The organism is Segeticoccus rhizosphaerae, assembly GCF_009192725.1.
Lineage (GTDB): Bacteria > Actinomycetota > Actinomycetes > Actinomycetales > Dermatophilaceae > Segeticoccus > Segeticoccus rhizosphaerae.
The window spans coordinates 1-22,502 of record NZ_VOHR01000031.1 but is presented as its reverse complement, the minus strand read 5'-3'; the positions used below and the strand labels follow the sequence as shown (position 1 = coordinate 22,502).

At 68.9% G+C, this 22,502-nt stretch carries 14 protein-coding genes; 10 read left to right on the top strand and 4 right to left on the bottom strand.

What is annotated here, in order from left to right; translation table 11 throughout:
* The 5 genes from FRW57_RS22985 to FRW57_RS04625 form a co-directional block, all read left to right on the top strand.
* Positions 1-806 (top strand): cache domain-containing protein (locus tag FRW57_RS22985; RefSeq protein ID WP_162529258.1); only part of this gene is annotated, 806 nt, incomplete at its 5' end.
* 114 nt (positions 807-920) lie between these two features.
* The gene (locus FRW57_RS04640) at positions 921-2,420 is read left to right on the top strand and encodes an APC family permease (protein WP_137121135.1); all 1,500 of its coding nucleotides are present in this window, start codon (positions 921-923) and stop codon (positions 2,418-2,420) included.
* 10 nt (positions 2,421-2,430) lie between these two features.
* Positions 2,431-3,879 (top strand): gamma-aminobutyraldehyde dehydrogenase, encoded by a 1,449-nt coding sequence (locus tag FRW57_RS04635; RefSeq protein WP_152185439.1) that lies wholly within the window; start codon positions 2,431-2,433, stop codon positions 3,877-3,879.
* A 75-nt stretch (positions 3,880-3,954) separates the two neighbouring features.
* The gene (locus FRW57_RS04630; protein WP_152185438.1) at positions 3,955-5,004 is read left to right on the top strand and encodes an LLM class flavin-dependent oxidoreductase; all 1,050 of its coding nucleotides are present in this window, start codon (positions 3,955-3,957) and stop codon (positions 5,002-5,004) included.
* A gap of 75 nt (positions 5,005-5,079) precedes the next feature.
* Entirely contained in the window at positions 5,080-6,579 is a 1,500-nt protein-coding gene (locus FRW57_RS04625; protein WP_238999301.1) for a glycosyltransferase family 39 protein, read from the top strand.
* Positions 6,580-6,678: 99 nt separating this feature from the next.
* Here the strand turns inward: FRW57_RS04625 and FRW57_RS04620 are convergent, their stop codons facing one another.
* A complete protein-coding gene (locus FRW57_RS04620; RefSeq protein WP_152185436.1) occupies positions 6,679-7,746 on the bottom strand; it encodes a tartrate dehydrogenase in 1,068 nt (355 codons plus the stop codon).
* A gap of 52 nt (positions 7,747-7,798) precedes the next feature.
* Positions 7,799-8,269 (bottom strand): nuclear transport factor 2 family protein, encoded by a 471-nt coding sequence (locus tag FRW57_RS04615; protein ID WP_137120750.1) that lies wholly within the window; start codon positions 8,267-8,269, stop codon positions 7,799-7,801.
* A 201-nt stretch (positions 8,270-8,470) separates the two neighbouring features.
* On the opposite strand from FRW57_RS04615, the gene FRW57_RS04610 reads away from it, so the two are divergent.
* Positions 8,471-9,556 carry a YihY/virulence factor BrkB family protein gene (locus FRW57_RS04610; protein ID WP_162308146.1) on the top strand — a complete coding sequence of 362 codons (1,086 nt, stop codon included), beginning with the start codon at positions 8,471-8,473 and terminating at the stop codon, positions 9,554-9,556.
* 46 nt (positions 9,557-9,602) lie between these two features.
* Positions 9,603-10,802 carry a zinc-dependent alcohol dehydrogenase gene (locus tag FRW57_RS04605; protein ID WP_137120752.1) on the top strand — a complete coding sequence of 400 codons (1,200 nt, stop codon included), beginning with the start codon at positions 9,603-9,605 and terminating at the stop codon, positions 10,800-10,802.
* A gap of 30 nt (positions 10,803-10,832) precedes the next feature.
* Here FRW57_RS04605 and FRW57_RS04600 read toward each other — a convergent pair whose 3' ends face one another.
* Both FRW57_RS04600 and FRW57_RS04595 read right to left on the bottom strand, forming a co-directional pair.
* A complete protein-coding gene (locus tag FRW57_RS04600) occupies positions 10,833-19,328 on the bottom strand; it encodes a SpvB/TcaC N-terminal domain-containing protein (protein ID WP_152185435.1) in 8,496 nt (2,831 codons plus the stop codon).
* A gap of 420 nt (positions 19,329-19,748) precedes the next feature.
* A complete protein-coding gene (locus FRW57_RS04595; protein ID WP_202911443.1) occupies positions 19,749-20,000 on the bottom strand; it encodes a WhiB family transcriptional regulator in 252 nt (83 codons plus the stop codon).
* Between the two features lie 239 nt (positions 20,001-20,239).
* Between FRW57_RS04595 and FRW57_RS04590 the strand changes: the two genes are divergently transcribed.
* The 3 genes from FRW57_RS04590 to FRW57_RS04580 are packed head-to-tail and all read left to right on the top strand — an operon-like array spanning position 20,240 to position 22,416.
* The gene (locus FRW57_RS04590; protein ID WP_137120755.1) at positions 20,240-20,650 is read left to right on the top strand and encodes a TOBE domain-containing protein; all 411 of its coding nucleotides are present in this window, start codon (positions 20,240-20,242) and stop codon (positions 20,648-20,650) included.
* Positions 20,643-21,524 carry a molybdate ABC transporter substrate-binding protein gene (modA, locus tag FRW57_RS04585; RefSeq protein WP_238384560.1) on the top strand — a complete coding sequence of 294 codons (882 nt, stop codon included), beginning with the start codon at positions 20,643-20,645 and terminating at the stop codon, positions 21,522-21,524. Before FRW57_RS04590 ends, modA begins: the two co-directional genes overlap by 8 nt.
* Positions 21,525-21,561: 37 nt before the next feature.
* Positions 21,562-22,416 carry an ABC transporter permease gene (locus FRW57_RS04580; protein WP_137120757.1) on the top strand — a complete coding sequence of 285 codons (855 nt, stop codon included), beginning with the start codon at positions 21,562-21,564 and terminating at the stop codon, positions 22,414-22,416.
* Positions 22,417-22,502 lie beyond the last annotated feature (86 nt).

Genomic DNA, 22,502 nt, shown 5'->3' with positions numbered 1-22,502 from the left:
AATTCGGCGCCATGGTGCTCGTCGACGATTCGCACGCCGTCGGCTTCGTCGGCGAAGGCGGCCGCGGCACGCCGGAGCACTTCGCTGTCATGGAGCGGGCGCGACGTGCGATCGTGGCTTTCGCGGAAGAGGTGTTCGCCGTCGTCGACAGGGTGCACGACGAGGCCCTGCGCGCCCACGCGGCCTCGGTCGCCCGGGGGGCACCGCTGGGTGGTGGTGACATCGCTGAGCTGAGCCCCGCCATACGCTCGAACCTGCGAGCAGGGCGCGGGCTGGTCATCGGGATCGGGCTGATCGTGGCTCCCGACGTGCTGCACGACGAGCCGCTGCGGCTGGAGTGGTGGCAGACCGAGCCGGGCCGGGAAGACCCCGTGGCACTCGAGGTGGACCTCAATCGGCTGAGCCTCGGCTTCTACGACTACGAGAGCGCCGAGTGGTTCGACGTGCCACGCAGATCGGGCGCACGGCATGTCGTGGGTCCCTATGTCGACGTCCACGGCACAGGTCAGTACATCCTGACCTTCACCACGCCCCTCGTGGCCGACGGACAGTTCCTCGGCGTGGCAGGAGCAGATGTCCCGGCCGCATGGCTCGAGACCCGACTGCTGCCCGAGCTCGGTGGGGCGCGCGAGGTGGTGGTGCTGGGTGCCGAGGGCAGGGTGGTGCTGTCCACGTCGACCGCCTGGCTCACGGGGGAGCTCGTGTCCGCCGAGGCTGCCGATGCCCTGGGCTTCCAGTCGCTCCCGCGCCTGCCGTGGCGACTCCGGACGGGCAAGTTCTCGAAACCATTGACGTCACAGGTTTAACAGCGCTACCTTCCACCGAAGCGGCGCAGCGATGCTGACGCTGCCCCGCGACGGGCCGATCGTTCGCGGCCGAACCGCACACCCTGGCGTCGTACACCGGGCAGGAGATGAGACATGACGGCTTCCACGGCCCATGAGCTGCACGACGAGGACGACGCCCACCTGGCATCTCTCGGCTACACCTCCGACTTCAAGCGCGACATGAACCTGTGGGGTAACTTCTCGCTCGGGTTCACCTACCTGTCACCGGTCGTCGGGATCTACTCGCTCTTCGCCTTCGCGCTGGCCACCGGGGGCCCGCCGATGATCTGGGCGGTCGTGATCGCCGGAATCGGCCAGCTGCTCGTGGCCCTGGTGTTCGGCGAGGTGGTGGCACAGTTCCCTGTCTCCGGTGGCGTCTACCCGTGGGCCCGACGACTGTGGGGACGCCGGTATGCCTGGATGACCGGGTGGATCTACATGCTCGCCCTGATCGTCACCATCGCCAGTGTGACCTATGGCGCCGGCCCGTTCGTGGCGATGTTGCTGGGCATCGAGCCCTCGACCAACGTGACGATCATCTGCGCACTGGTGCTCATCGCCGTCGTCACCGTCATCAACCTCGGCGGCACCAAGCTGCTCGCCAAGATCGCGTTCTTCGGCTTCGCGGCCGAGCTGTGTGGTGCGGTTGCGGTCGGTGGCTGGCTGCTGCTCACCGAACGGCACCACGGCCTCGGCGTCCTCTTCGACTCGGCGGGCACCAAGGGTGCCGGCTCCTACCTGCCGGCCTTCGCCGCAGCCGCGCTGATCGGGCTCTACCTCTACTACGGGTTCGAGGCGTGTGGCGACGTCGCCGAGGAGGTGCGCAACCCAGGCATCCAGATCCCACGGGCGATGCGGATGACGATCTACATCGGCGGCGTGGCCTCGCTGCTGATCACCCTGGCCCTGATCCTGGCCGTGCCGGACTTCGGCGCCGTGATCTCGGGCAAGGACGCGGATCCGGTCTCCACGGTCTTCCGGGACGCCTTCGGTGCGGTCGGGTTCAAGGTGGTCATGTTCATCGTGCTCATCTCGTTCTTCTCCTGCGCGCTCAGCCTGCAGGCCGCGGCCAGCCGGCTGGTCTACTCCTACGCCCGCGACGACATGATGCCGGCCAGCCACCTGTTCAAGAAGTTCTCGCCGAACCGGCACGTGCCACCGTTCGCGCTGGTGCTGGCGGCGACCGTCCCGGCCCTGATCATCGTCGGGTCCAAGATCTCGGAGAACGCGCTCACCAAGATCATCTCGTTCGCATCCCTCGGCATCTACCTGGCCTTCATGATGGTGGTGCTGGCCGCGCTGCGGGCACGGCTGCGTGGCTGGAAGCCGTCCGGCAAGTTCACCCTCGGCAGGTGGGGTCTCGCCGTCAACATCGCCGCGATCGCCTACCAGGTGGTGGCTGCGGTCAACATGGCTTGGCCCCGCACCCCGGACGTCGCCTGGTACGACAACTGGATCGTCCTGCTGTCGGCCACCATCGTCGTGGCTGTCGGCCTGGTCTACATGATCATCGCCAAGCCATACACCCGTCGTGACGACCTGGTCCACGGCGACGCCAGCACCAGTCAGCCTGCTGTCCATCACACCGAATGAGGAGTATGTCGTGAGCACGAGTCCCCGGGTCCTGCGTAGTTTTGTCGGTGGCGAGTATGTTGACGCCGAGTCGGGTGTGACCAGTGATGTGGTGAGTCCGGTGACGGCGCGGGTGGTGGCGAGGGCGCCGGTGTCGTCGGCGGCCGATGTGGATCGGGCGTATCGGGCGGCGGGTGAGGGTTTTGCGGTGTGGGGTCGGGTGACGCCGGGGGAGCGGCAGGCGGCGTTGTTGAGGTTTGCGGATGCGTTGGAGGCGCGGTCGGGTGAGTTGGTGCGGTTGGAGGCGGAGAATACTGGTAAGCCGTTGGCGTTGACCGCGTCGGAGGAGATCCCGCCGATGTTGGATCAGTTGCGGTTTTTTGCGGGGGCGGCGCGGGTGTTGGAGGGGCGTGCGGCGGGGGAGTATCTGGCGGGTCATACGTCGTGGATTCGGCGGGAGCCGATTGGGGTGGTGGGGCAGGTGACGCCGTGGAACTACCCGATGATGATGGCGATGTGGAAGATCGCGCCGGCGTTGGCGGCGGGGAACGCGATCGTGCTCAAGCCGAGTGATACGACGCCGGAGACGACGTTGTTGATGGCCGAGATCGCGTCGGAGTTCTTGCCGGCGGGTACGTTCAATGTGGTGACTGGTGACCGGGACACGGGGCGGGCGTTGGTGGAGCATCCGGTGCCGGCGTTGGTGGCGATCACCGGGTCGGTGCGGGCCGGGGTGCAGGTGGCGCAGAGCGCGGCGACGGATCTGAAGCGGGTGCATCTGGAGTTGGGTGGGAAGGCGCCGGTGGTGGTGTTCGACGACGCGGACCTGGAGGCGGCGGTGGAGGGGATCGCGACGGCGGGGTATTTCAACGCGGGGCAGGACTGTACGGCGGCGACCCGGGTGTTGGCCGGGCCGGGGATCCATGATGATTTCGTGGCGGCGTTGTCGGAGTTCGCCAGGGCGCAGGCGAAGGTGGGGTTGCCCGAGGATGCGGACGCGTTGTTGGGGCCGGTGAACAACGCGACCCAGTTGGAGCGGGTGCAGGGGTTCTTGTCCCGGTTGCCGGACCACGCGTCGGTGGGTGCCGGTGGGCATCGGGCGGCGGGTCTGGGGGAGGGGTATTTCCTGGAGCCGACGGTGGTGTCGGGGTTGCGGCAGGAGGATGAGGCGGTCCAGGACGAGATCTTCGGTCCGGTGATCACGGTGCAGCAGTTCTCCGATGAGGCGCAGGCGATCGGGTGGGCCAACGGGGTGCAGTACGGGCTGGCTTCCAGTGTGTGGACCAGGGACTTCGGGCGGGCGATGCGGATGTCCAAGGCGCTGGACTTCGGCTGTGTGTGGATCAACACGCACATCCCGGTGGTGGCCGAGATGCCGCACGGCGGGTTCAAGCACTCCGGTTACGGCAAGGACCTGTCCATGTACGGCTTCGAGGACTACACCCGGATCAAGCACGTCATGGCCAACATCGAGTCCTGACATGGTGGTGGTCACTCGTGGACGACCCCCGCCGATCCCGGTGGGGCGCAACGAACCAGGGCAAAGGAGAACGCCATGAAGTTCAGCTACGTGATGCTCCCCGACTACCCGCTCGAGGAGTCCCTACGAGCCATCAAGCTCGCGGACGAGCTCGGCTACTACGCCTGCTACGCGGCGGACGAGACGTGGCACAAGGACCTGTGGCTGCTCTTCGCCGCGGCCGCCAGGGACACGACGAACATCCGCTTCGGCCCGAGCGTCTCGGGCGTGATTCTGCGCGACCCCTCCCTGATCGCACAGGCTGCGGCCACCCTCGACGAGCTGACCGGAGGGCGGGCCGAGGTCGTCCTGGGCTCCGGCAACTTCGGACTGCTCGCGCAGTACGGCATCGACTGGTCCGACACCAAGCCGTTGTCGCGCGTCAAGGAGGGCGTGCACGTCATCCGCACGCTGCTCGACGAGGGCACCATCACCTACGACGGCGACTTCTTCCAGTACAACGGCCTGTTCACCTTCGCCCGCCCGGTCCAGGAGCGACTGCCGGTGAAGATCGGGTCGATGCGCGGCCCCAGGTCCTTCGAGGCGGCCGGCGAGTTCTCCGACGGCTGCCACCACGCACTCAGCTACACCCGGGAGGCCTACGACTACGGCATAAAGCACTTCCGCATCGGCGCCGAGCGTGCCGGCAAGGACCCGGACGACATGGACTTCGGCGCATGGGTCGTCACTGCCGTGGGCCGGGACTCCGCCGCCGCCAAGCAGGCCGCGCGGTCGATGGTCGGCATCTACGCCTCCTCGATGCCTGCCGAGCAGCTCGAGCGCAACGGTGTGGATCCCGACTCGTTGACCCCGATCATCGAGGCCATCGGCGCGGGTGACCTCGCCAAGGGCATCGAGCTGACCAGCCCGGAGCTCGCGGAGAAGCTCTCCGTCGCCGGCACCCCCGAGGAGGTCACCGCCAAGATCAAGGCCGAGATCGAGGGCACGGGTGTCAACCACTTCATCGCGGCCATCACGGACGCGTCCCTGGTGAAGGCCTTCACAGGACAAGCGCTGGACGGCGTCGCCACGGTCGACGAGCAGTTGCGGCTTCTCGCGGAGGAGGTCATGCCCAAGATCGGCTGAGGAGCGAGCCCGGCCCCTCACCTCAAATCGGCTGGTGGACCGGCAGGTCTCGGGAACATGCTGGTCGGTGTGACGATGCTGGTCGAGTCGGTGTCAGGCCGTCGTGGTGCGCCGGCGCAACCGCCAGCGTTCGCGGCGCGCCGGGTGGTGTCCGCGATGGTCGCACTGGCCCTCGTGCTGACCCTCACCAGCAACCCCTACGGCTTCGAGCGCGACGAGCTCTACTTCCGGATGCTGCGTCCGGCCTGGGGGTATGTCGACCAGCCGCCGTTCACTCCGTTGCTCGCCCGGGCGGCGGCACTCGTCTCTGCCGAGCCCTGGGCGGGACGGATCCCGGCGACCTTGGCCGCGGTGTCCTCGGTGCTCGTCCTCGCGCTCATCACCCGCGAGGTCGGGGGGCGGGCCGTTGCACAGGGGCTGTGCGCCTGGTCCTACGCCTTCGCCGCGATCCCGCTCGTCTTCGGGCACGTCCTGCTGACCACCAGCATCGACGTGGTGGTGTGGCCGCTGGTCTGCCTGTTCGTGATCAGGGCGGTCCTCCGGGACCAGCCGCGCTGGTGGCTGGCAGCGGGTCTGGTGCTCGGTCTGAGCACCTACAACAAGCTGCTCGTGGGGCTCCTGGTGGTCGCGCTGGTCGTCGGGGTGCTGGCAGTAGGGCCGCGAGGTGTCCTGCGCAACCGGTGGCTGTGGCTCGCGGTGGCACTGGCAGTGGTCCTGGCGGTGCCCAACGTGGTCTGGCAGGCGACCCACGACTGGCCGCAGCTGGCCATGGGCCGGGCCCTCAGCGACGACAACGCGGCCACGGTGCGCGTGATCATGTGGCCCTATCTGCTCATCCTGCTCGGTCCGCCGTTGACGCCGGTCTGGGTGGCCGGCCTGGTGGCCCTGTGGCGCCGTCGCGAATGGCGGCCCATCCGCTTCCTCGCCGTGGCCTTCGTGGTGCTGCTGGTCGAGACCTGGGTCGGGGGTGGGCAGCTCTACTACCCGATCGGCCTGCTGGCGGTGGTCTTCGCCATCGGCTGCGTGCCCGCTGCGGGGTTCCTGGCCCGCTCGCGTGCGTGGCGTCAGACGGCCTGGGTCCTGATCCCCGTGAACGCGGTCGTCTCCGCACTCATCGCGCTGCCGCTGGTCCCCGCCTCGGCACTGGCGAGCACACCGATCCCCGGGATCAACCAGACCGTCGCCGACCAGATCGGGTGGCCGGAGTATGTCGAGCAGGTGGCCATGGTCTACCGCTCGGTCCCGGCGTCCGAACATCCGGTGCTCCTCACCAGCAACTACGGCGAGGCCGGTGCGCTGGTGCGTTACGGGCCTGCCCTCGGCCTGCCGCGACCGTACAGCGCACACAACCAGCTCTACTTCGACCGGCGACCGCCCGACTCGACCACGACGGTGGTCATCGTGGGCGGACAGTTCGCGGACGTGCGAGACGACTTCGCCACCTGTGAGGTCAGGGGGCGCCTGCACAACCGGGACGATGTCGACAACGAGGAGGTCGGCGAGCCGGTCGCGGTGTGTCGGGGCCCGCGAGCGCCCTGGTCGAGGCTGTGGCCGCGCTTCCAGCACTACGGCTGACCCGACGGCCCAGACGCAGCCTCGACCCCAGCGCTCACCCCAGAGGAATCATCGTGAGGTTTCGTACCCTCCTGGGGGCCTTGGCCTCACGATGATTCCTCACGAGGGGTCGTTGCGGAGGCTCGTGAGGACGGCCTCGGTGAAGGACTCGGTGCTCGCTGTGCCACCGAGGTCCGCGGTCTTCGTCCCCCCGGCCAGGACCTCGGTGAAGGCTCGCTCGAGCCGGGCTGCGGCGTCCTGCTGGCCGAGGTGCTGCAACATCATCGCCCCTGCCCAGATGGCCGCGACCGGGTTGGCCAGTCCCTGACCTGCGATGTCCGGAGCGCTGCCGTGCACGGGCTCGAACAGGGAGGGATGGCGGCCCTCGGGGTTGAGGTTGGCGCTGGGGGCGATGCCGATCGATCCGGTCACGGCCGCCGCCAGGTCGGACAGGATGTCACCGAAGAGGTTGGAGGCCACGATGACGTCGACGCCCTCTGGCTTCAACACCAGGCGGGCGGCGAGTGCGTCGACCAGGACCTTCTCGAGGGAGACACTGTCGTACTGGGCGACCGTTTCCTGCACCACCTCGTCCCAGAACGGCATGGTGTGGATGATGCCGTTGGACTTGGTCGCAGAGACCAGCCGGCCCGAGCGCGACGAGGCCAGCTCACTGGCGAACCGGGTGACCCGCTCGATTCCTGCCCGGGTGAAGACCGCGTCCTGGACCGCGAACTCGTCGGGCTTGCCGCGGTGGAAGCGCCCGCCGACCTCGGAGTACTCGCCCTCCACGTTCTCCCGGACGATCACCATGTCGACGTCCTTGTCGCCCACCGGCGACGGCACACCGGGGAGGGTGCGGTTCGGTCGCAGGTTGACGTACTGCTCGAACTCGCGACGGATCGGGATCAGCAGGCCCCACAGCGTCACGTCGTCGGGGATGGAGGCATCGCCCACGGCGCCGAGAAGGATGCCCTGGCCGGAGGAGAGCTGCTCGATGCCGTCCTCCGGCATCATCCGGCCCGTGGCGTGGTAGTGCTCCGAGCCCCATGCGCGATGCCGCCACTGGATGCTGAAGTCGCCCTGGGAGGCGACCTCATCGAGGCAGGAGATGGCCGCCGGGACCACTTCCTGGCCGATCCCGTCTCCGGGGATCACGTCGATCGTGTAGGTCTCGCTGTTGGGCACGGGCTCATCCTCTCGCGGTGGCCCTGCAGTCTATGGGAGCGCGGGTCGCGGTTCAGAACCCCAGCTCGGTCAGGCCGGGGTGCCCCTCGGGCCGCGGCTGGCCGCTCTCCCAGCGCAGCACGCGCTCGGACTCCTCGATCGGCACGTCGTTGATGCTGGAGTGCCTGGTGTGCATCAAGCCGTTCTCGTCGAAGTCCCAGTCCTCGTTGCCGAAGGAACGCCACCACTGCCCCGACGGGTCATGGGACTCGTAGCAGTAGCGGACCGCGATGCGGCTGCCCTCGGTCGCCCATAGCTCCTTGACGAGGTGGTAGTCCAGCTCCTTGGACCACTTGCTGCGCAGGAACTCGACGATCTGCTCGCGTCCCTGCACGAAGCTGTCCCGGTTGCGCCATCGGCTGTCCTCGGTGTAGGCGAGGGCCACCTGTTCGGGATCCTGTCGGTTCCAGGCGTCCTCGGCTCCCCGGATCTTCTGGATGGCCGACTCCCGGGTGAAGGGAGGGACTGGGGGCTTGACCGTCATAGCGGCTCCGATCTTCTCGTGGTCCACGTGGCCCGCTGCCACGGTGACCTGTTCAGGTCAACCGGCACCGCGGGGGTTGTCATTCCCGCGCGGCCCGCAGCGGCCCCTCGGGCGCGGACAGGGCGCGAGTGTTGGGGGTGCGTGGTCCGGCGTCGCCGGGGTAGAAGGCACACGCCACCACCGACCAATGGAGGGCCAACCGTGAGCGACGACGACGTGGGGACGACTCAGCCCTCGAGCCGGCACCGCCCCGAAGCAGGCGAGGGGAAGGTCTCGTCCCCGACGAAGCTGACCGGGGCGGCGTGGAAGTACGTTGCCCGGAGGACCTTCCGCGAGTTCTCGGCGGACCACTGCACCGATCTGGCGGCCGCACTGACCTACCGGGCACTGCTGGCCCTGTTCCCCGGGCTGATCGCCGTGCTGGGGCTGATCTCGTTGTTCGGCAAGAGCAAGCAGAGCATCGACACCCTGCTCGGCCTCCTGTCGGACGTCGGCGGGGCCAAGTCGGTCGACACCCTGCGGCCGACGGTGGAGTCCCTCGCCCACAGCTCCGGTGGCGGACTGGCCTTCGTGCTCGGACTCGCCGGCGCGGTGTGGTCGGCGTCGGGCTACGTCGGGGCTTTCGGACGGTCGCTGAACCGCGTCTACGACATCGAGGAGGGCCGGCCGATCTGGAAGCTTCGGCCGTGGATGTTGCTCGTGACCTGTGTGCTCGTCGTGCTGGTGGCGGCCGTGCTGCTGGTGCTGGTCGTCTCCGGCCCCCTGGCCGAGGGGATCGGCAACATCATCGGGTTGGGGTCCACCGCGGTCACGGTCTGGCAGATCGCGAAATGGCCCGCCCTGCTGATCGTGCTCGTCCTGATCGTGGCGATCCTCTACTACGCCACGCCCAACGTGAAACAGCCCAGGTTCCGCTGGATCAGCGTCGGTGCCGCAGTCGCCATCATCACGTGGCTGGTGCTGTCGCTCGCCTTTGCCTTCTACATCGCGAACTTCTCCAACTACAACAAGACCTACGGCACGCTCGCCGGTGTCATCGTCTTCCTGTTGTGGCTGTGGATCACCAACGTGGCTCTGCTCTTCGGCGCCGAGCTCGACGCCGAGATGGAGCGCGGAAGGGAGCTCCAGTCCGGCCTACCGGCCGAGGAGCGGCTGCAGCTCGGGCTGCGTGACGACCGTGGCATCGTCAAGCGCCGCGAGCAGGGGGACGAGGCCGAACGGCGGGGCGCCGAGCTCCGGCGCACCGAGGGACGCAGCTCCGACGACCCGCACGACCACCGGGAGTGAGATCCCGCCGGACGGGTAGGAAGCCGCCGAGAGGGAGGGAGCCGCTATGCGTGCACTGACGTGGCAGGGCCCGCGGAAGGTCGAGGTGACCGACGTCCCGGACCCCGGGATACAGCAGCCGACCGACGCCGTGGTCCGGGTGACGTCCACGGCGATCTGTGGGTCCGACCTGCACCTGTATGACGTGTTGGCGCCCTACCTGTCCCCGGGCGACGTGCTGGGGCACGAGTTCATGGGCGTCGTCGAGGCGGTCGGCGACGACGTCGGGGACCTGGAGGTCGGAGACCGGGTGGTCGTGCCGTTCAACATCTCCTGCGGTCGGTGCTGGATGTGCCGCAACGGCCTGCAGTCGCAGTGCGAGACCACACAGGTCACCTCCCAGGGCAAGGGCGCGGCGCTGTTCGGCTACACCTCGCTCTACGGTTCGGTGCCGGGTGGGCAGGCCGAGTACGTGCGGGTGCCCGAGGCGCAGTACGGGCCGATCAAGCTTCCGGGGGAGGGGCCGGACGAGAGATACCTCTACCTCTCCGACGTGCTCCCGACCGCGTGGCAGGCAGTGCGCTACGCCGATGTGGCGCAGGGCAGCACGGTCGTCGTGCTCGGGCTCGGTCCCATCGGGCTGATGGCCGCCCGGATTGCCCGCCACCTGGGCGCGGGGCGGGTGATCGGCGTCGACCTGGTGCCCGAGCGGCTGCGGGCGGCGCAGGAGCATGGGGCTGAGACCTTGGACATCCGCGCCGTGGACGACGTCCCGGCCGCGGTGCTCGAGGCGACCTCGGGCAGGGGAGCCGACAGCGTCATCGATGCCGTCGGTATGGAGGCGCACGGCAACCCCGTGGTGGAGCAGGTCATCAAGGGGGTCGGGTTGCTGCCCGACGCCGCGGCCCGCGCGGCGATGGAGAGGGTGGGGGTGGACCGGCTCCAGGCTCTGCACAGCGCCATGCACTGCGCCCGTCGAGGCGGGACCGTGTCGGTCATCGGTGTCTACGGCGGGATGGCTGACCCGATGCCGATGTTGGTCATGTTCGACAAGCAGCTGACGATCCGGATGGGGCAGGCCAACGTGCGGCGCTGGACCGACGAGATCCTCGACGTGCTGCGGCGGGACGACGACGTGTTGGGCGTCGAGACGCTGGCCACCCACCGCTGGCCCTTGTCGCGAGCCGCGGAGGCCTACCCCATGTTCCGGGCCAAGCAGGACGGTTGCGTCAAGGTGGTGCTGCACCCGGACGGTGCGGGCGGCTGAGCCGGGGAGCTGCTGCGGCGTCCGGTCGGCTCACGGCGACTCCGGAAGCGGTTCAGGTGCCGCACCTCCGCCGTGCGCGGCGGACCCCAGGGCCGCAGGGGCGCTCGCCGCCCTGGGTCGTGACCTGACGGTTCCCGGTTGCTCCACTGCTGGGGCACCGGACGGCACCACCGACCCCGGGTCTGCCGGCGGGCTGCTACCTGCAGCAGTGGCTGCGCCGGCCGCAGGCTCAGGGCCGCCGACCGTGAACTCCTTGGACGCGGCGCTGATGAGGAGCGGCGAGATCGTGACTTTGCGCAGGCCCCATCCCGACTCGCTCTGGGCGAACTCGAGCTTCACGAGAGGCGCGGAGTCGAGCGCCTTGCTCAGGGCGGTCCAGCGCTTTCCCCCGTCCGACGTCGCAAACCGCCACAGTGGGGAGAGACGGCTCGTGTCGCCGACTCGTTGGTCCGAGCCTCCGCTGGCCAGCGCCGCGTTGATCTTGCGCGCCGTGTCGAACTTGTCGAAGTCGGACCGCAGCCGGTCCCGGACGGAGGTGGGTGCCCTCCCGTCGGGGTCGGTCAGCCGGACAGGGTTGGACTCGGCGTAGGTGTAGGCCGGCAGCAGGGACGGGTCGTCCACCACCGCACGGGGGTCCTGCGTCAACGCGGGGTCCGGGCTGTAGAGGAACTCCTCCCGCGGGTCGTACCAGCGCTGCCCGAGGTTGATCAGGCCACGGACCTCGTCCAGGTAGCCACCGGCATACAGGTAGGGAGTGCGGTGGATGTCGCTGTGCTCCAGCACCCAGGTCTCCCCGCCCGGGAAGTACTCCAGGTGCTCGAACACGAGCCCCTCGGGGTCGGTGATGACGTTGGTGCTGCCCTGGAGGTCCTTGTGCAGGAAGTATCGCTTCTGTTCGAGCTCGCCGTCGGGCATGGCCTTCTGGGTGGCGATGCGGTCGGTGCCGGCGAAGACGTCCTTCCAGGCGATCTCGCCGTTGAGCACCGTGTACCACTGGTTGACGAAGGCCTTCTCGCCGCCGGGCCCGCGCTCGATGGCCAACCGGCCGGTGTCGTCGTAGGTGTAGCGCGTGGTGCTGCCGTTGTCCGCCACCGAGCTGGCGTGGCCCGTCGCGTCCCAGGTGACGATGCGGCGTTGCCCGGTCTCGTCGTCGGTCCACCCGGTGAGGTTGCCGCCGGCGTCGTGGGTGTAGCTGCGCGTGCCGTTGTGGGTCACCTGGTGCGGCCCCTCGGCGCCGTAGGTCGGGTCGAGCGTGTAGGTGGTGGGCTGCTGCACGAGCCACTTCCGACCGTTGTCGGAGATCTCGTCGGTCTGGGTCTTCGAGGTGATGTTGCCCAGGTCGTCCAGTGTCAGGGTGGAGGAGTAGCGGCGCTGCTTCTTGCCCTGGAACGCGTAGTGCCCGTTGGCCGAGACGAGCCGGTAGTACGGGTCGTACTGGTAGGACTGGGTGCTCGGCCCGCCGTAGAGGCTGGGCTCCGGCGCGGGAAGGGCGTTGTCGGCCTGGGTCACGTTGCCGACCTTGTCGTAGCTGTAGTTGAGGTCCTGCACCTCCCGGTCGGGGGTCACCGTCTGGATCCGGTCCACCAGCCGGTTCTTCGTCCCGTAGGTGTATTCCGTCCACACCCCGTTGCCGGTCTGCTGGAACCGCCGGTCCTGGAACTGGTCGTACTCCAACCGGTCGAGGTAGGTGTAGGTGTGGCCGGCCTTCTCGCCGACCAGGGAGTCCAGCAGGCCGCCTGAGTCGTAGCCGTGCGTGAGCACCTCCCCGTCCGGGTAGTCCAGGGTGAGCAGTCGGCCGAAGGCGTCGTAGCTGAGATCCGTCGTGTACGTGTGGCTCTCGGCGGTCTCGTCGTTGAGGTTGTGCAGCTTCATCGTCGACCGTTCGCTGGCCACCGCGCCCAACGGGTCGTAGGTGAGTTCCTGGTGGCGGGCTCCGTCGTCCACCACGGTGACTCGTCCTGCGGCGTTGCCTGCGGCTCCGGCGTCGCCGTAGCTGTAGTGCACGTCGGGAGTGCCGTCCGGGTGGTCGATCGCCGTCAGCCGGTCCTGGTCATAGGTGTAGCTGATGGCCTGGCCGGCTGCCCGCAGGTTGGCATCCACCTTGCGCACGAGGTTGCCCGCGCCGTCGTAGGTGTCCTGAACCAGCCCCGCATCCGGAGTGTCGGTGGACGTGACGTGGCCCAGCAGGTCATAGCCGTGCGTCGTGGTGTTGCCGCCGGGGTCGGTGACACTGAGCAGCTGGCTCAGCCCGTCATACGCATAGCGGGTGCGCAGGCGAGGCGCGTCCTGCGGCAGCGCGTCCACGATGAGGGTGTTGTCGCGGACGTCGCTGTAGCGGCGCTGCTGGTTGCCGGCGTTGTCGGTGGTCGTCGTCGTGAACACCGTGGACCCGAGATCGGCGGACCCACCGAACCCGTAGTCGTGCGTGGTCGTCGCGCCGCTGGGCCGAACCTCCTTGGTGACCCGGTCAGCCACGTCATACGTCGTCTGCACCGGAGGCACGGGCGAGAGGTTCGTGTTGTAGGCGCTGATCGTGCCGAGAGGCTCCGTGGTGGGATACCACTGCTTGACCAGCCTTCCGAGTGAGTCGAACTCGATCGCGCCGCCGACGGCCATGACGTCGTTACCGCCGGGGTTGTCGCGGCCGGTGAACACGGTGGCGTCCTGCTTGGTCTCGGTCTGCCGGCCCAGGCCGTCGACGAAGGCGACGGTCTGGATCGGGTCGTCCGGGTGCAGCACGTCGAAGTGTGACGCGACGGCATAGCTGTAGTCGTCGAGTCCGGGGGTGTCCCCGGGGTGGTAGGAGAAGTCGACCGTGTGATGGTCGCTGCCCTGCTGGTAGGGGCCGGTGATGCTGACCATCCGGGACTGCGGATCATAGCCGTATGACGTCACCTGGCTGTTCGCGTCGGTGCGGGAGGTGACCAAGCCGGTCGACCCGTCGTACTCCGCGGTCGCGGTGAGCCCGTGGCTGTCCACGGTCTTCGCGATGTCGGTGTGGCGGTCGCCGTCATAGGTGTAGTCGACGGTGTATCCGTCGGGCTGGCCGTCGGGTCCGGGGTGGACGACCTGGTTGTAGTTGCCCCAGGAGTCGAACGTCATGGTGCTGGTGACCGTGGAACCGGAGGAGACCGACTCGACGATCTTGGTCGGTGCCCCGTTCGCGCACAGGTCGGCCGACCCGTCGCGCTGGCGCAGCACCGGGCCGGTCGCGCTCTGCTCGTGCACCACGAAGGTGGCGGGAATCGACAGCCAGCTACCGGGCAGGCAGTCGGAGTAGGTGGTCAGGGCGACGAGGTTGTCGGCATCGGTCTCCGACTCGCCGCCGTCGATCTGCTGCACGAGGTTGCCGCGCCCGTCGTAGGCGAACACGGTGGTGGTCTTCTCCCCGAGGCTCGAGTCCGGGCGGTACCAGGACTGGGTGGTGCTTGCCAGTTGCGGGGCGACGGCCATTCGCAGCAGGCGGGTGCCCGCGGGGTCGGCTGTCGCCGGGGCCAGGTCGGCCGGCTCTCCGGTGGCGAGGTCGATCAGCGACCAGGAGTTCCGGGTCTGCTTGGCCCGGGTCCCGTCTGCCCGCAGGAGGGTGGTGCTCGTCTCCAGACCCGACTCGAAGACGTTGCCGTTGAGGTATTCGTGCTGCACCGAGCGCAGGACCGGGTCGTCGTACGGATCGGCGTCGCCGGCGAACTCGCGCTGCGTCTCCGTGACGGTGCTGAAGCCGAGCAGCTCACGCTCCAACGCGTTGAACGAGTTGCCCTGGTAGGCGAAGGTGGTGAGCAGGGTGTCGGGGCCGTCTCCTGGCCGGCCGTCCTTCGTCGTGACGCTGCCGAGTAGCCACTGGGAGTAAGGCTGGGCGACGCTGTTGCCACCGCGCCGGTAGTCGAGCTCGAAGGAACCGCCGAGCGGGTTGGCCACCGACTTGAGCAGGTTCGTGCGGCCGTGGTTGTTGAGCCGCACCGACATCCCGGAGTCCTCGGTGCTCTTGACGGAGTCGGGGTAACCGTCACCGTTGACGTCGGTCAGCGCGACCTGTGTGGTGCTGACGCTGTGGTCGTAGTGCGCACCGGGGTTGACGATGATGTAGCACGCGGCGATGCAGAGCGGACCGATGCCGAAGGTGAAGTCGGCGCCACCGCCGATGCCCCTGGTGCGTCCGACCGCCGACTGCTGGCCGAGGGGGATGTCGCCGAAGTCGGGGAGGCCCCCGGACAGCTCGAAGGTGCCCTCGGCCATCGTGCCGTACTGGACCTCCTTGGCGAGGCTGGAACCGTTGCCGAAGGCCACCATGACCTTGCCGCCGGTCTGGTGCAGGCGGTCCGCGATGCCGTCACCGTTGACGTCTGCCCAGGAGTAGCTCGACAGGTCCACCGACTCGGTGTCCGAGACACCGCCCGAGAAGGCCTTGTCGTTGATCTCGAACCCGAGGTTCGGGGTGATGGAGCCGGAGTATGACGCGCCGGTCTCGAATCCGCCCTTGGCCCAGGCGATCGGATCGCTGTAGCCGTAGCCGAGGTTGAGCTCGACCGTGACACCGTCGACGCCGGCCTTCACCCGGTCGGGCAGGCCGTCCCCGTTCATGTCCGCGAGGTCGCGCTCGAAGGGCGCGACCGCGTCGTCAGGCAGGTCGGAGAAGCCCTCGTCGCCGCCGACGTCCTGCGTGTTGGGGTTGCTGAACTGGGCGTTGATGCTGAGCCCGGCACCGATCGAGACGCCGTACTCGTCATGGGAGGCTTCTCCACCCTTGCTGGCGGCACCAGGTCCGGCAGCAGCCTTGCCGTTGCTGACCGTCGAATTCTTGCCCGCCGCGGTCGTGTTGCCGAGGGCGTTGGCCTTGATGCCGATCGGTGCGCCACTGAACCCGCCGCCGACAGCGAACGTGGCGTCCTGACGCACCACGTCGGCAGCATCGTGGTGGTCGAGGTAGCCGCCGCGAGGGCCGGTGTACTGCACCTTGCCGGGCGCGACCACGTCGGGGAAGGAGTCGCCGTTCATGTCGAGGTAGTCGAGGAGGCCGAAGCTCGTGCCGCCGGCGAAGGACGCCGACAGCGGGCCGAGTCCTGCGGTGAGGGAGAAGGTCGGTCCGGTCACGGCGAGGCGTCGAGTGGCCCGCGCGTCGCCGCCGGGGGTGGGCTGCAGCGAGTCGGGACTGTCGACGCCGGTGCGGGAGGAGCTCGCGAAGTCGGCGCCGCCGAGCAGGTTGTCCTTGGCTCCCTGCCAGACCGGCACCTGTTGCTTGACCGTCCCATCGGCGTTGCGGACCTCGAGCCAGGTCGGGATGAAGGCGAAGGACTTTCCCTTGGCGGGGTCCTTGTAGGAACCGTCGGAGTTCCAGCCGGTGGGCTTGGAGTCGGGGAAGTCGTCCTGGTCGAACTCGAAGTCGGACTCCACGATCGGCTGGCTCGCGCGGTCGCCGTCGCCGTCGTAGCCGGCGTAGGCCCAGCCGCGGTAGGCCAGCGGGAACACGCCCTGCCGGCCGGCCCAGTACCTGGTGCTGGGCACCGTCGCCGACGTGGTGGCGTCCCCGTCCTTCCAGGACAGTTTGACCGAGGAGCCGAGCACCTTCTCGGAGATCTGCGGGTCGGGCACCGTGATCGCGAACCAGTAGTCCTCGCCCTGGTCCAGGTCGACCGCAAGGTCGGCGGTGCCGATCGAGGTGGCGTCGGCGGCGATCCCGAGCCGCTTCTTGGCGACCAGGACGCCCCGCTGCTTGACGGTCAGGACCGCGTAACCGGCGGGGTGGTCCCCGGCCAGGCTCAGACCCGCGGTGGCCGTGGCGGCACCCTGCACCGTGGAGGTCCATGGCCGGACCGGGACGGCGGCCGTGCTCTGCGGGTAGACGTCGATGTCGGGCGGGATCTGCACCTGGTAGGTCGGCTCGGTCACCGTGCGCAGGAACGTGCCGTTCTCGTCGCGGATGTCGACCGTCTGGGTGACGTCGAGCGTCTTTCCGCCCGCGGTCGCCGACGTGTAGTAGAGCTGCGGGGTCCAGGACAGGTCGGAGACGTCGATGGGCGAGTCGACGGCAAGTCGCACCTGGATCCGGTCGCCGCTGCCGGGTTGGTCCTGGTCGGGGGCGGCCACGTCGAAGTCCGTCGCCACGTCCACCGGCGTGGTGGAGGCGTGACCGGCGGGGATCGTCTGGTGCCAGATGACGGCGCCGTTCCTGATCACCTGCACGGTGACGTCGTCGGTGGTGACCGACGGCTTCACCAACGCTCCGGCCAGGTGCACTGTGCCCTTCAGCGGCATCAGGACGGTGGTGTGCGGTCGTCCGGCGAGCGTGAAGTCCGCCTTCGCGTCATACCGGGTCTGACTGCGGCCGTTGACGTCTGCCGGAGCGGTGGACGTGTCGTTCTGGACGGACGTGTAGTCGATGACGGGCTGCCAGTCGACGCGGTCGCCGGCTCCGTCGTCGACCGACTGCACGCGGAAGTAGATGTGATCGCCGCGCTGCACGGTGACGCCGCCGACGCCGGTGGGGGAGACCGTGGCCCCCGGGGTGGTCATGCCCGCGTGCCAGAGCTCGTCGCCGTTGCGCTGGATGGCGACCCGTACGCCGTCGCCGTGCGCGGGAGTCCAGGACTTCCCGGTGTCGTCACGAGGATCGTAGGTCGCCGCTCCGGCGACGGAGACGGTTCCGGAGTAGGGGGCGACCCAGCGCCGCACGGTGTCCTGCAGCGGGGACTGGTCACGCGCCTGCGCGGCGAGCCCCTTCAGCCGCTCGATCGTGCCGATGTCCACGGTGCCGTCGTCGATGGGCACGGACGTGGCGCCGGAGTCGGAGCCGAACGTCGGCACGCCGGTGACGCCGAGGTGGTTGAAGAAGACGTCGCCGGCGTGCACGAAATCGGGCAGTCCGTCGTTGTTCACGTCGGTGAAGTAGTCCTCGCCGATCGCGAAGTCTGCGCCGATGCCGAACTGGACCGCGACACCCGGATAGGCCTCAGGCCCGCCACCGAAGCCCACGTGGGCCTCGGTGGAGAGCTGGTCGACCGGCTGGTCGATCACCTGGTGAGCGGCGCCGAACGTCGGTGTGCCCGACGCGCCGGGACCGCTCGTGTTGAGGCGGTACTGCACCGTCTTGCCCGGGCCGGAACGGAACACCTTGTCGGGCAGCATGTCTCCGTTGATGTCCATCAGCTCTGCGACGCCTTCGGTGGCGCCACCGCTGATGGTCAACGAGCCGCCGAACGATCCCACCTTCAACGGGTCGGCCGGGTTGAAGCCCAGGTAGGCGTGCACGTCACCCGCGTTGGAGACCGAGCCGCCGAGCGCACCGACGTCCAGGATGTCGCCGAGTCCGTCGTCGCCGGTCTTCCAGTCCTGGGCGGCCGCGAATCCCTGGTAGACCCCGGCGGGGTCCTGCGCATCGTCGTAGTAGTCGAGTCTGTGGGTGGCGTAGACGTTGCCGTCCGACCCGGCACGGCCCACGGACGTCAGCAGCGACTTGCCGAACGGACCGGTGTCGTAACTGAAGGTGTACCGACCCGAGAGCACGTCGTGGGTCGGCCGCGCGGAACCATCCGTGGCCGGTGCCCCGTAGTAGACGGAAACGCTTGCCAATCGGTCCGAGGTCACCTCCAGGAATCCGCCACGACCGCTGATGATGTGATCGCCCGCGCCCTTGTCACGGGTGAACACGACCTTGTATGCCGGGTCGTCCGGCACGCCCTTGGCCAGCGACCCGGTGTACTCGACACTCTTCAGGTACATCTGGCGCCCGAGGGTCTCCTGGTCGTGGCCGACTCCGGTGCCATCGACCTCCTCGTAGCTGTAGCGCACGATGTTGCTGCTGACGTCTGTCTCGGCCGTGAGGCCCCAGCGGTAGGCGTTGTCGTGGTCGTCGGTGAGGATCGCGGCCGGCACTCGGTGCTCGGTCCCGTCCGGGAGCGGCTCCCCGCCGTAGTAGCGATGGTTTCCGGCCTTGTCCTCCACCTCCCACCAGTAGTTCTTCGGGTTCGTGCCGTGGCGGGTGATCCGTTCCCGTTCCGTGTCGACTCGCCGGGAGAAGTCGTCGCGCTCCGGCTCGCGCTGCGCGAACGTGGACCGGACGGCGGTGGGACTCAGGACCTCGCCATCGAGCGTGTAGGTCTCGCTCTCCTTGTCGGGCAGGTAACGGGGGACACCCCATCGGGTGTCGACGCCCACGCTTCCTACGTCGAGGTTCCAACCCATGCCCATCCAGCCGTCACCCGCCGACGAGTCGTAGGAGAGGGTCAGGTCGGGTTGCATCCCGGCCCGTCCGGCTGGGATGTCGAGCGGGAAGCTGATCGCGGCGCTGCCATGGCTGTTCGCCTGTGGGGGTTGCATCAGGTTGATCTGCGACCCTGGGTCGGCGTACTGCAGGCCGTCCAGGTCTCCGGCCCCGAGGTCCTGCGGCGTCGTCTGTCCCTCACGGGCCAGGGTGCTCGACGCAGCGCCGGACAACGCCTCGGAGTTTGCGGGCATCGGTGAGGCAATCACCAGTGCCAGCGCGGTGGTTGCCGCGACCGCGGCGACGAGTAGGCGACCGGGACGTGCAGACATGGTTCTCCTCGAGCGTGGCCACGTCAGTCGGCGTCGGAACCGCAGCGAGGAGTCCCTCGTCTACAGGCTGGCCACGCAAAACACGGGGGGACAAGGACGGTGGGCCGAGGAGCGGCTGCAAGACTCGCTCGTGGCGACTGCGATGACGCTTGGTCTGGGCGATCGGTCACTCCCCGCACATGGGATGGAGGAGGAAGGGTCGAGCGCCCCGGATGCCCGCCCTGGGGCGAGCCGCCGATTCACGTTATCGGCGCCCTCTGCGGTCGGCCATAGTCAGTTGGGACTAGTTCCAGGCAGACTGATTGGATCGCGGACCGAAAAACGACCACTTCTTGAACAACCCTTGACTCTCCGAGAGTGCACGGATGCCGTGTGATCGCGGACCGACCTCAATGTGCAGCAGGGAGAGGTGTCTTGGGGTCAGGCGGCGTGCTCCGACTTGCGTGGTCTGCCGCGGCGACGCTTGCGGGCGATGACGTGCCCGTCCTGCAGCAGCTCACCACCCCAGACGCCCCACGGCTCGGCTCGGTCCAGGGCGCCGGCGAGACACGCAACTCGGAACGGGCAGCCAGCGCAGAGAAACTTGGCGGCCTCGATGTCGTCGGGCAGGTCGCTGAAGAACAGCGCCGACCCGGACCCGACGCAGGCCAGACTTCGGTCGTCGGTGGTCACGGGAGTCCTCTCGGTGGTCCTCGAGGACCAGCCAACGACCTCAAGTGCGGTTGAGGTCAAGCGACACCTGAGCGGGCCGCGCGATCGCGGCCGTCGTCCCCTGAGGTCGCCGAGCCATCGTCACGCCGTCGGGTTTGGTGGTGCGCAATCCGTGAATGCGGTGCACCCATTTCGCAGTGCTTCCGCAGCTGCCGCTGGATTTGTCGATCACAGGCGCAAATGTTGCTAGGCTCCAGGTCATGGCCAGGTATCGCATCCGGCAGGCGGCCGAGCTGCTCGGCGTGAGCGACGACACGGTCCGCCGCTGGGCAGACGCGGGGCGGTTGGCCACGTCCCCGGACGGCTCCGGCCGCCAGACGATCGAGGGCGCGGACCTGGCGGAGTTCGCGGAGGGCCTCGCGGCCGGTGCCGAACGTCCCGTGCCGCGGCCCGTGGTGTCCGAGTCGGCTCGCAACCGCTTCACCGGCTTGGTCACCAAGGTCACCCGGGACACCGTGATGGCGCAGGTCGAGATGCAGGCCGGGCCGCACCGGATCGTCTCCCTGATGAGCCGTGAGGCCGCCGACGAGCTCGCCCTCGAGCCCGGGGTGCTCGCCGTTGCCTCCGTGAAGTCGACCCATGTCGTCGTCGAGGTCCCCGCAAGTGACTGACGCCTCCGTCCCGAGGCGACGGCCCGTGCACCCACGACCCGCACTCGGGAGGCGCGGGGGTGCGGTGGCGGCGGGACTGGCCATCGCTCTGGTGCTGTCGGCCTGCGGGACGAGCCGGCCCACGGCTCTTGACCGGCCGTCCGGCCAGAGCCAGAGCACAGCGGGGCCGGCGGCGACCGATCAACCCTCCGGCGGCGAGGTCGCGGGGACGGTCAACGTCTTTGCAGCCGCTTCGCTCACCGAGACGTTCACCACCTTGGGCCGTCAGTTCGAGGAGGCCCACCCGGGCACCAAGGTCGTGCTCAACTTCGGCCCGAGCTCCGGGCTGGCCACCCAGATCAACCAAGGCGCTCCGGCCGACGTCTTCGCGTCGGCCTCCACGACCAACATGACGCAGGTCCTGAAGCAGGGAAACGCCGACAGGGCCACCACCTTTGCCAAGAACGTCATGGAGATCGCGATCCCGGCCACGAACCCCGCGCACGTCACCGGGGTGGACGACCTGGGGCGGCCCGGGCTGAAGGTGGCCGTGTGCCAACCGGAGGTGCCCTGCGGGGTCATCGCCCGCCGGGTCTTCGCCAAGGCGGGTGTCAACGTGACGCCCGTGAGCCTGGAGACCGACGTGAAGTCGGTGCTGACCAAGGTGGCGCTGGGCGAGGTGGACGCCGGGCTGGTCTACGTCACCGACGTCAAGACGGCGGGCAGCAAGGTCGCGGGGATCCGGATCCCGTCACGGGTGAACGCCTCGACCGACTACCCGATCGCCGTGCTCAAGCACTCAGGCAACGCGGCGGCGGCGCGGGCGTTCACCGACTACGTGCTGTCCCCCCACGGCGGGTCGGTCATGAGGTCCGGCGGGTTCACGAAGCCATGACGTCGAACCGGTGCCGCGAGAGGGTGAGGTAGCGACCGTGACGGTCCAGCGAAGGGTCGCGGAGGCCACCCGCTCGGCGCGCGCGATCCGCACTGTCAACGACCGCGGCGGGGTGCCGTGGCCGCTGGGCGTGCCGGCACTGCTCGGCGCACTCTTCCTGCTGATTCCGTTGTTGGCGCTGGTGATTCGTGCCCCGTGGCGCGGCCTCGGCGGGATCCTGACCGACAGCCGGGTGCTGGATGCACTGCGCTTGTCGCTGGTGTGCGCGACCTGCGCGACGGTGATCTCGGTGCTGGTCGGCGTGCCCCTCGCCTGGGTCCTGGCGCGGTCGCGCGCCCGGGGTGTCAGCCTGCTGCGTGCCCTCGTCACCCTTCCGCTGGTGCTGCCGCCGGTGGTGGGTGGCGTGGCCCTGCTGCTCGCGTTCGGCCGCGAGGGAGTGCTCGGTCGATATCTCGACCAGTGGCTCGGCATCACCCTCCCGTTCACCACCGCCGGAGTCGTGATGGCCGAGGCGTTCGTGGCGATGCCCTTCCTGGTCGTCACGGTGGAAGGAGCGTTCCGCGCCGCCGACCGGGGCTACGAGGAGGCGGCAGCGACCCTCGGGGCCTCCCGCCTGACGATCTTCCGCCGCGTCACGCTGCCGATGATCGTCCCCTCGCTGGCCGCCGGCGCGGTCCTCGCCTGGGCGAGGGCACTCGGCGAGTTCGGCGCCACCATCACCTTCGCCGGCAACTTCCCGGGACGAACCCAGACGATGCCGCTCGCGGTCTACCTCGCGTTGCAGACCGACCCCGAAGCGGCGATCGCGTTGTCCCTGGTGCTGCTCGTGGTGTCCGTCGCAGTGCTCGCCGGCCTGCGAGACCGGTGGCTGCGCGTGGGGCGTGAGGGGTGAACCCGGTCCCCGGTGCCCGCAGCGCATCGCCACCCCGCCCCCCAGCCGGGGACCCGCGCACTGAGCCCTCCCTGCGCGTCGACGGT

What these genes read in the sequence shown, in the direction of transcription:
- FRW57_RS04590 (WP_137120755.1), top strand. Translation starts at nt 20,240, where the DNA reads ATGGCCAGGTATCGCATCCGGCAGGCGGCCGAGCTGCTCGGCGTGAGC.
- FRW57_RS04615 (WP_137120750.1), bottom strand. Translation starts at nt 8,269, where the DNA reads ATGACGGTCAAGCCCCCAGTCCCTCCCTTCACCCGGGAGTCGGCCATC.
- FRW57_RS04630 (WP_152185438.1), top strand. Translation starts at nt 3,955, where the DNA reads ATGAAGTTCAGCTACGTGATGCTCCCCGACTACCCGCTCGAGGAGTCC.
- FRW57_RS04600 (WP_152185435.1), bottom strand. Translation starts at nt 19,328, where the DNA reads ATGTCTGCACGTCCCGGTCGCCTACTCGTCGCCGCGGTCGCGGCAACC.
- FRW57_RS04605 (WP_137120752.1), top strand. Translation starts at nt 9,603, where the DNA reads ATGCGTGCACTGACGTGGCAGGGCCCGCGGAAGGTCGAGGTGACCGAC.
- FRW57_RS04625 (WP_238999301.1), top strand. Translation starts at nt 5,080, where the DNA reads ATGCTGGTCGAGTCGGTGTCAGGCCGTCGTGGTGCGCCGGCGCAACCG.
- FRW57_RS04640 (WP_137121135.1), top strand. Translation starts at nt 921, where the DNA reads ATGACGGCTTCCACGGCCCATGAGCTGCACGACGAGGACGACGCCCAC.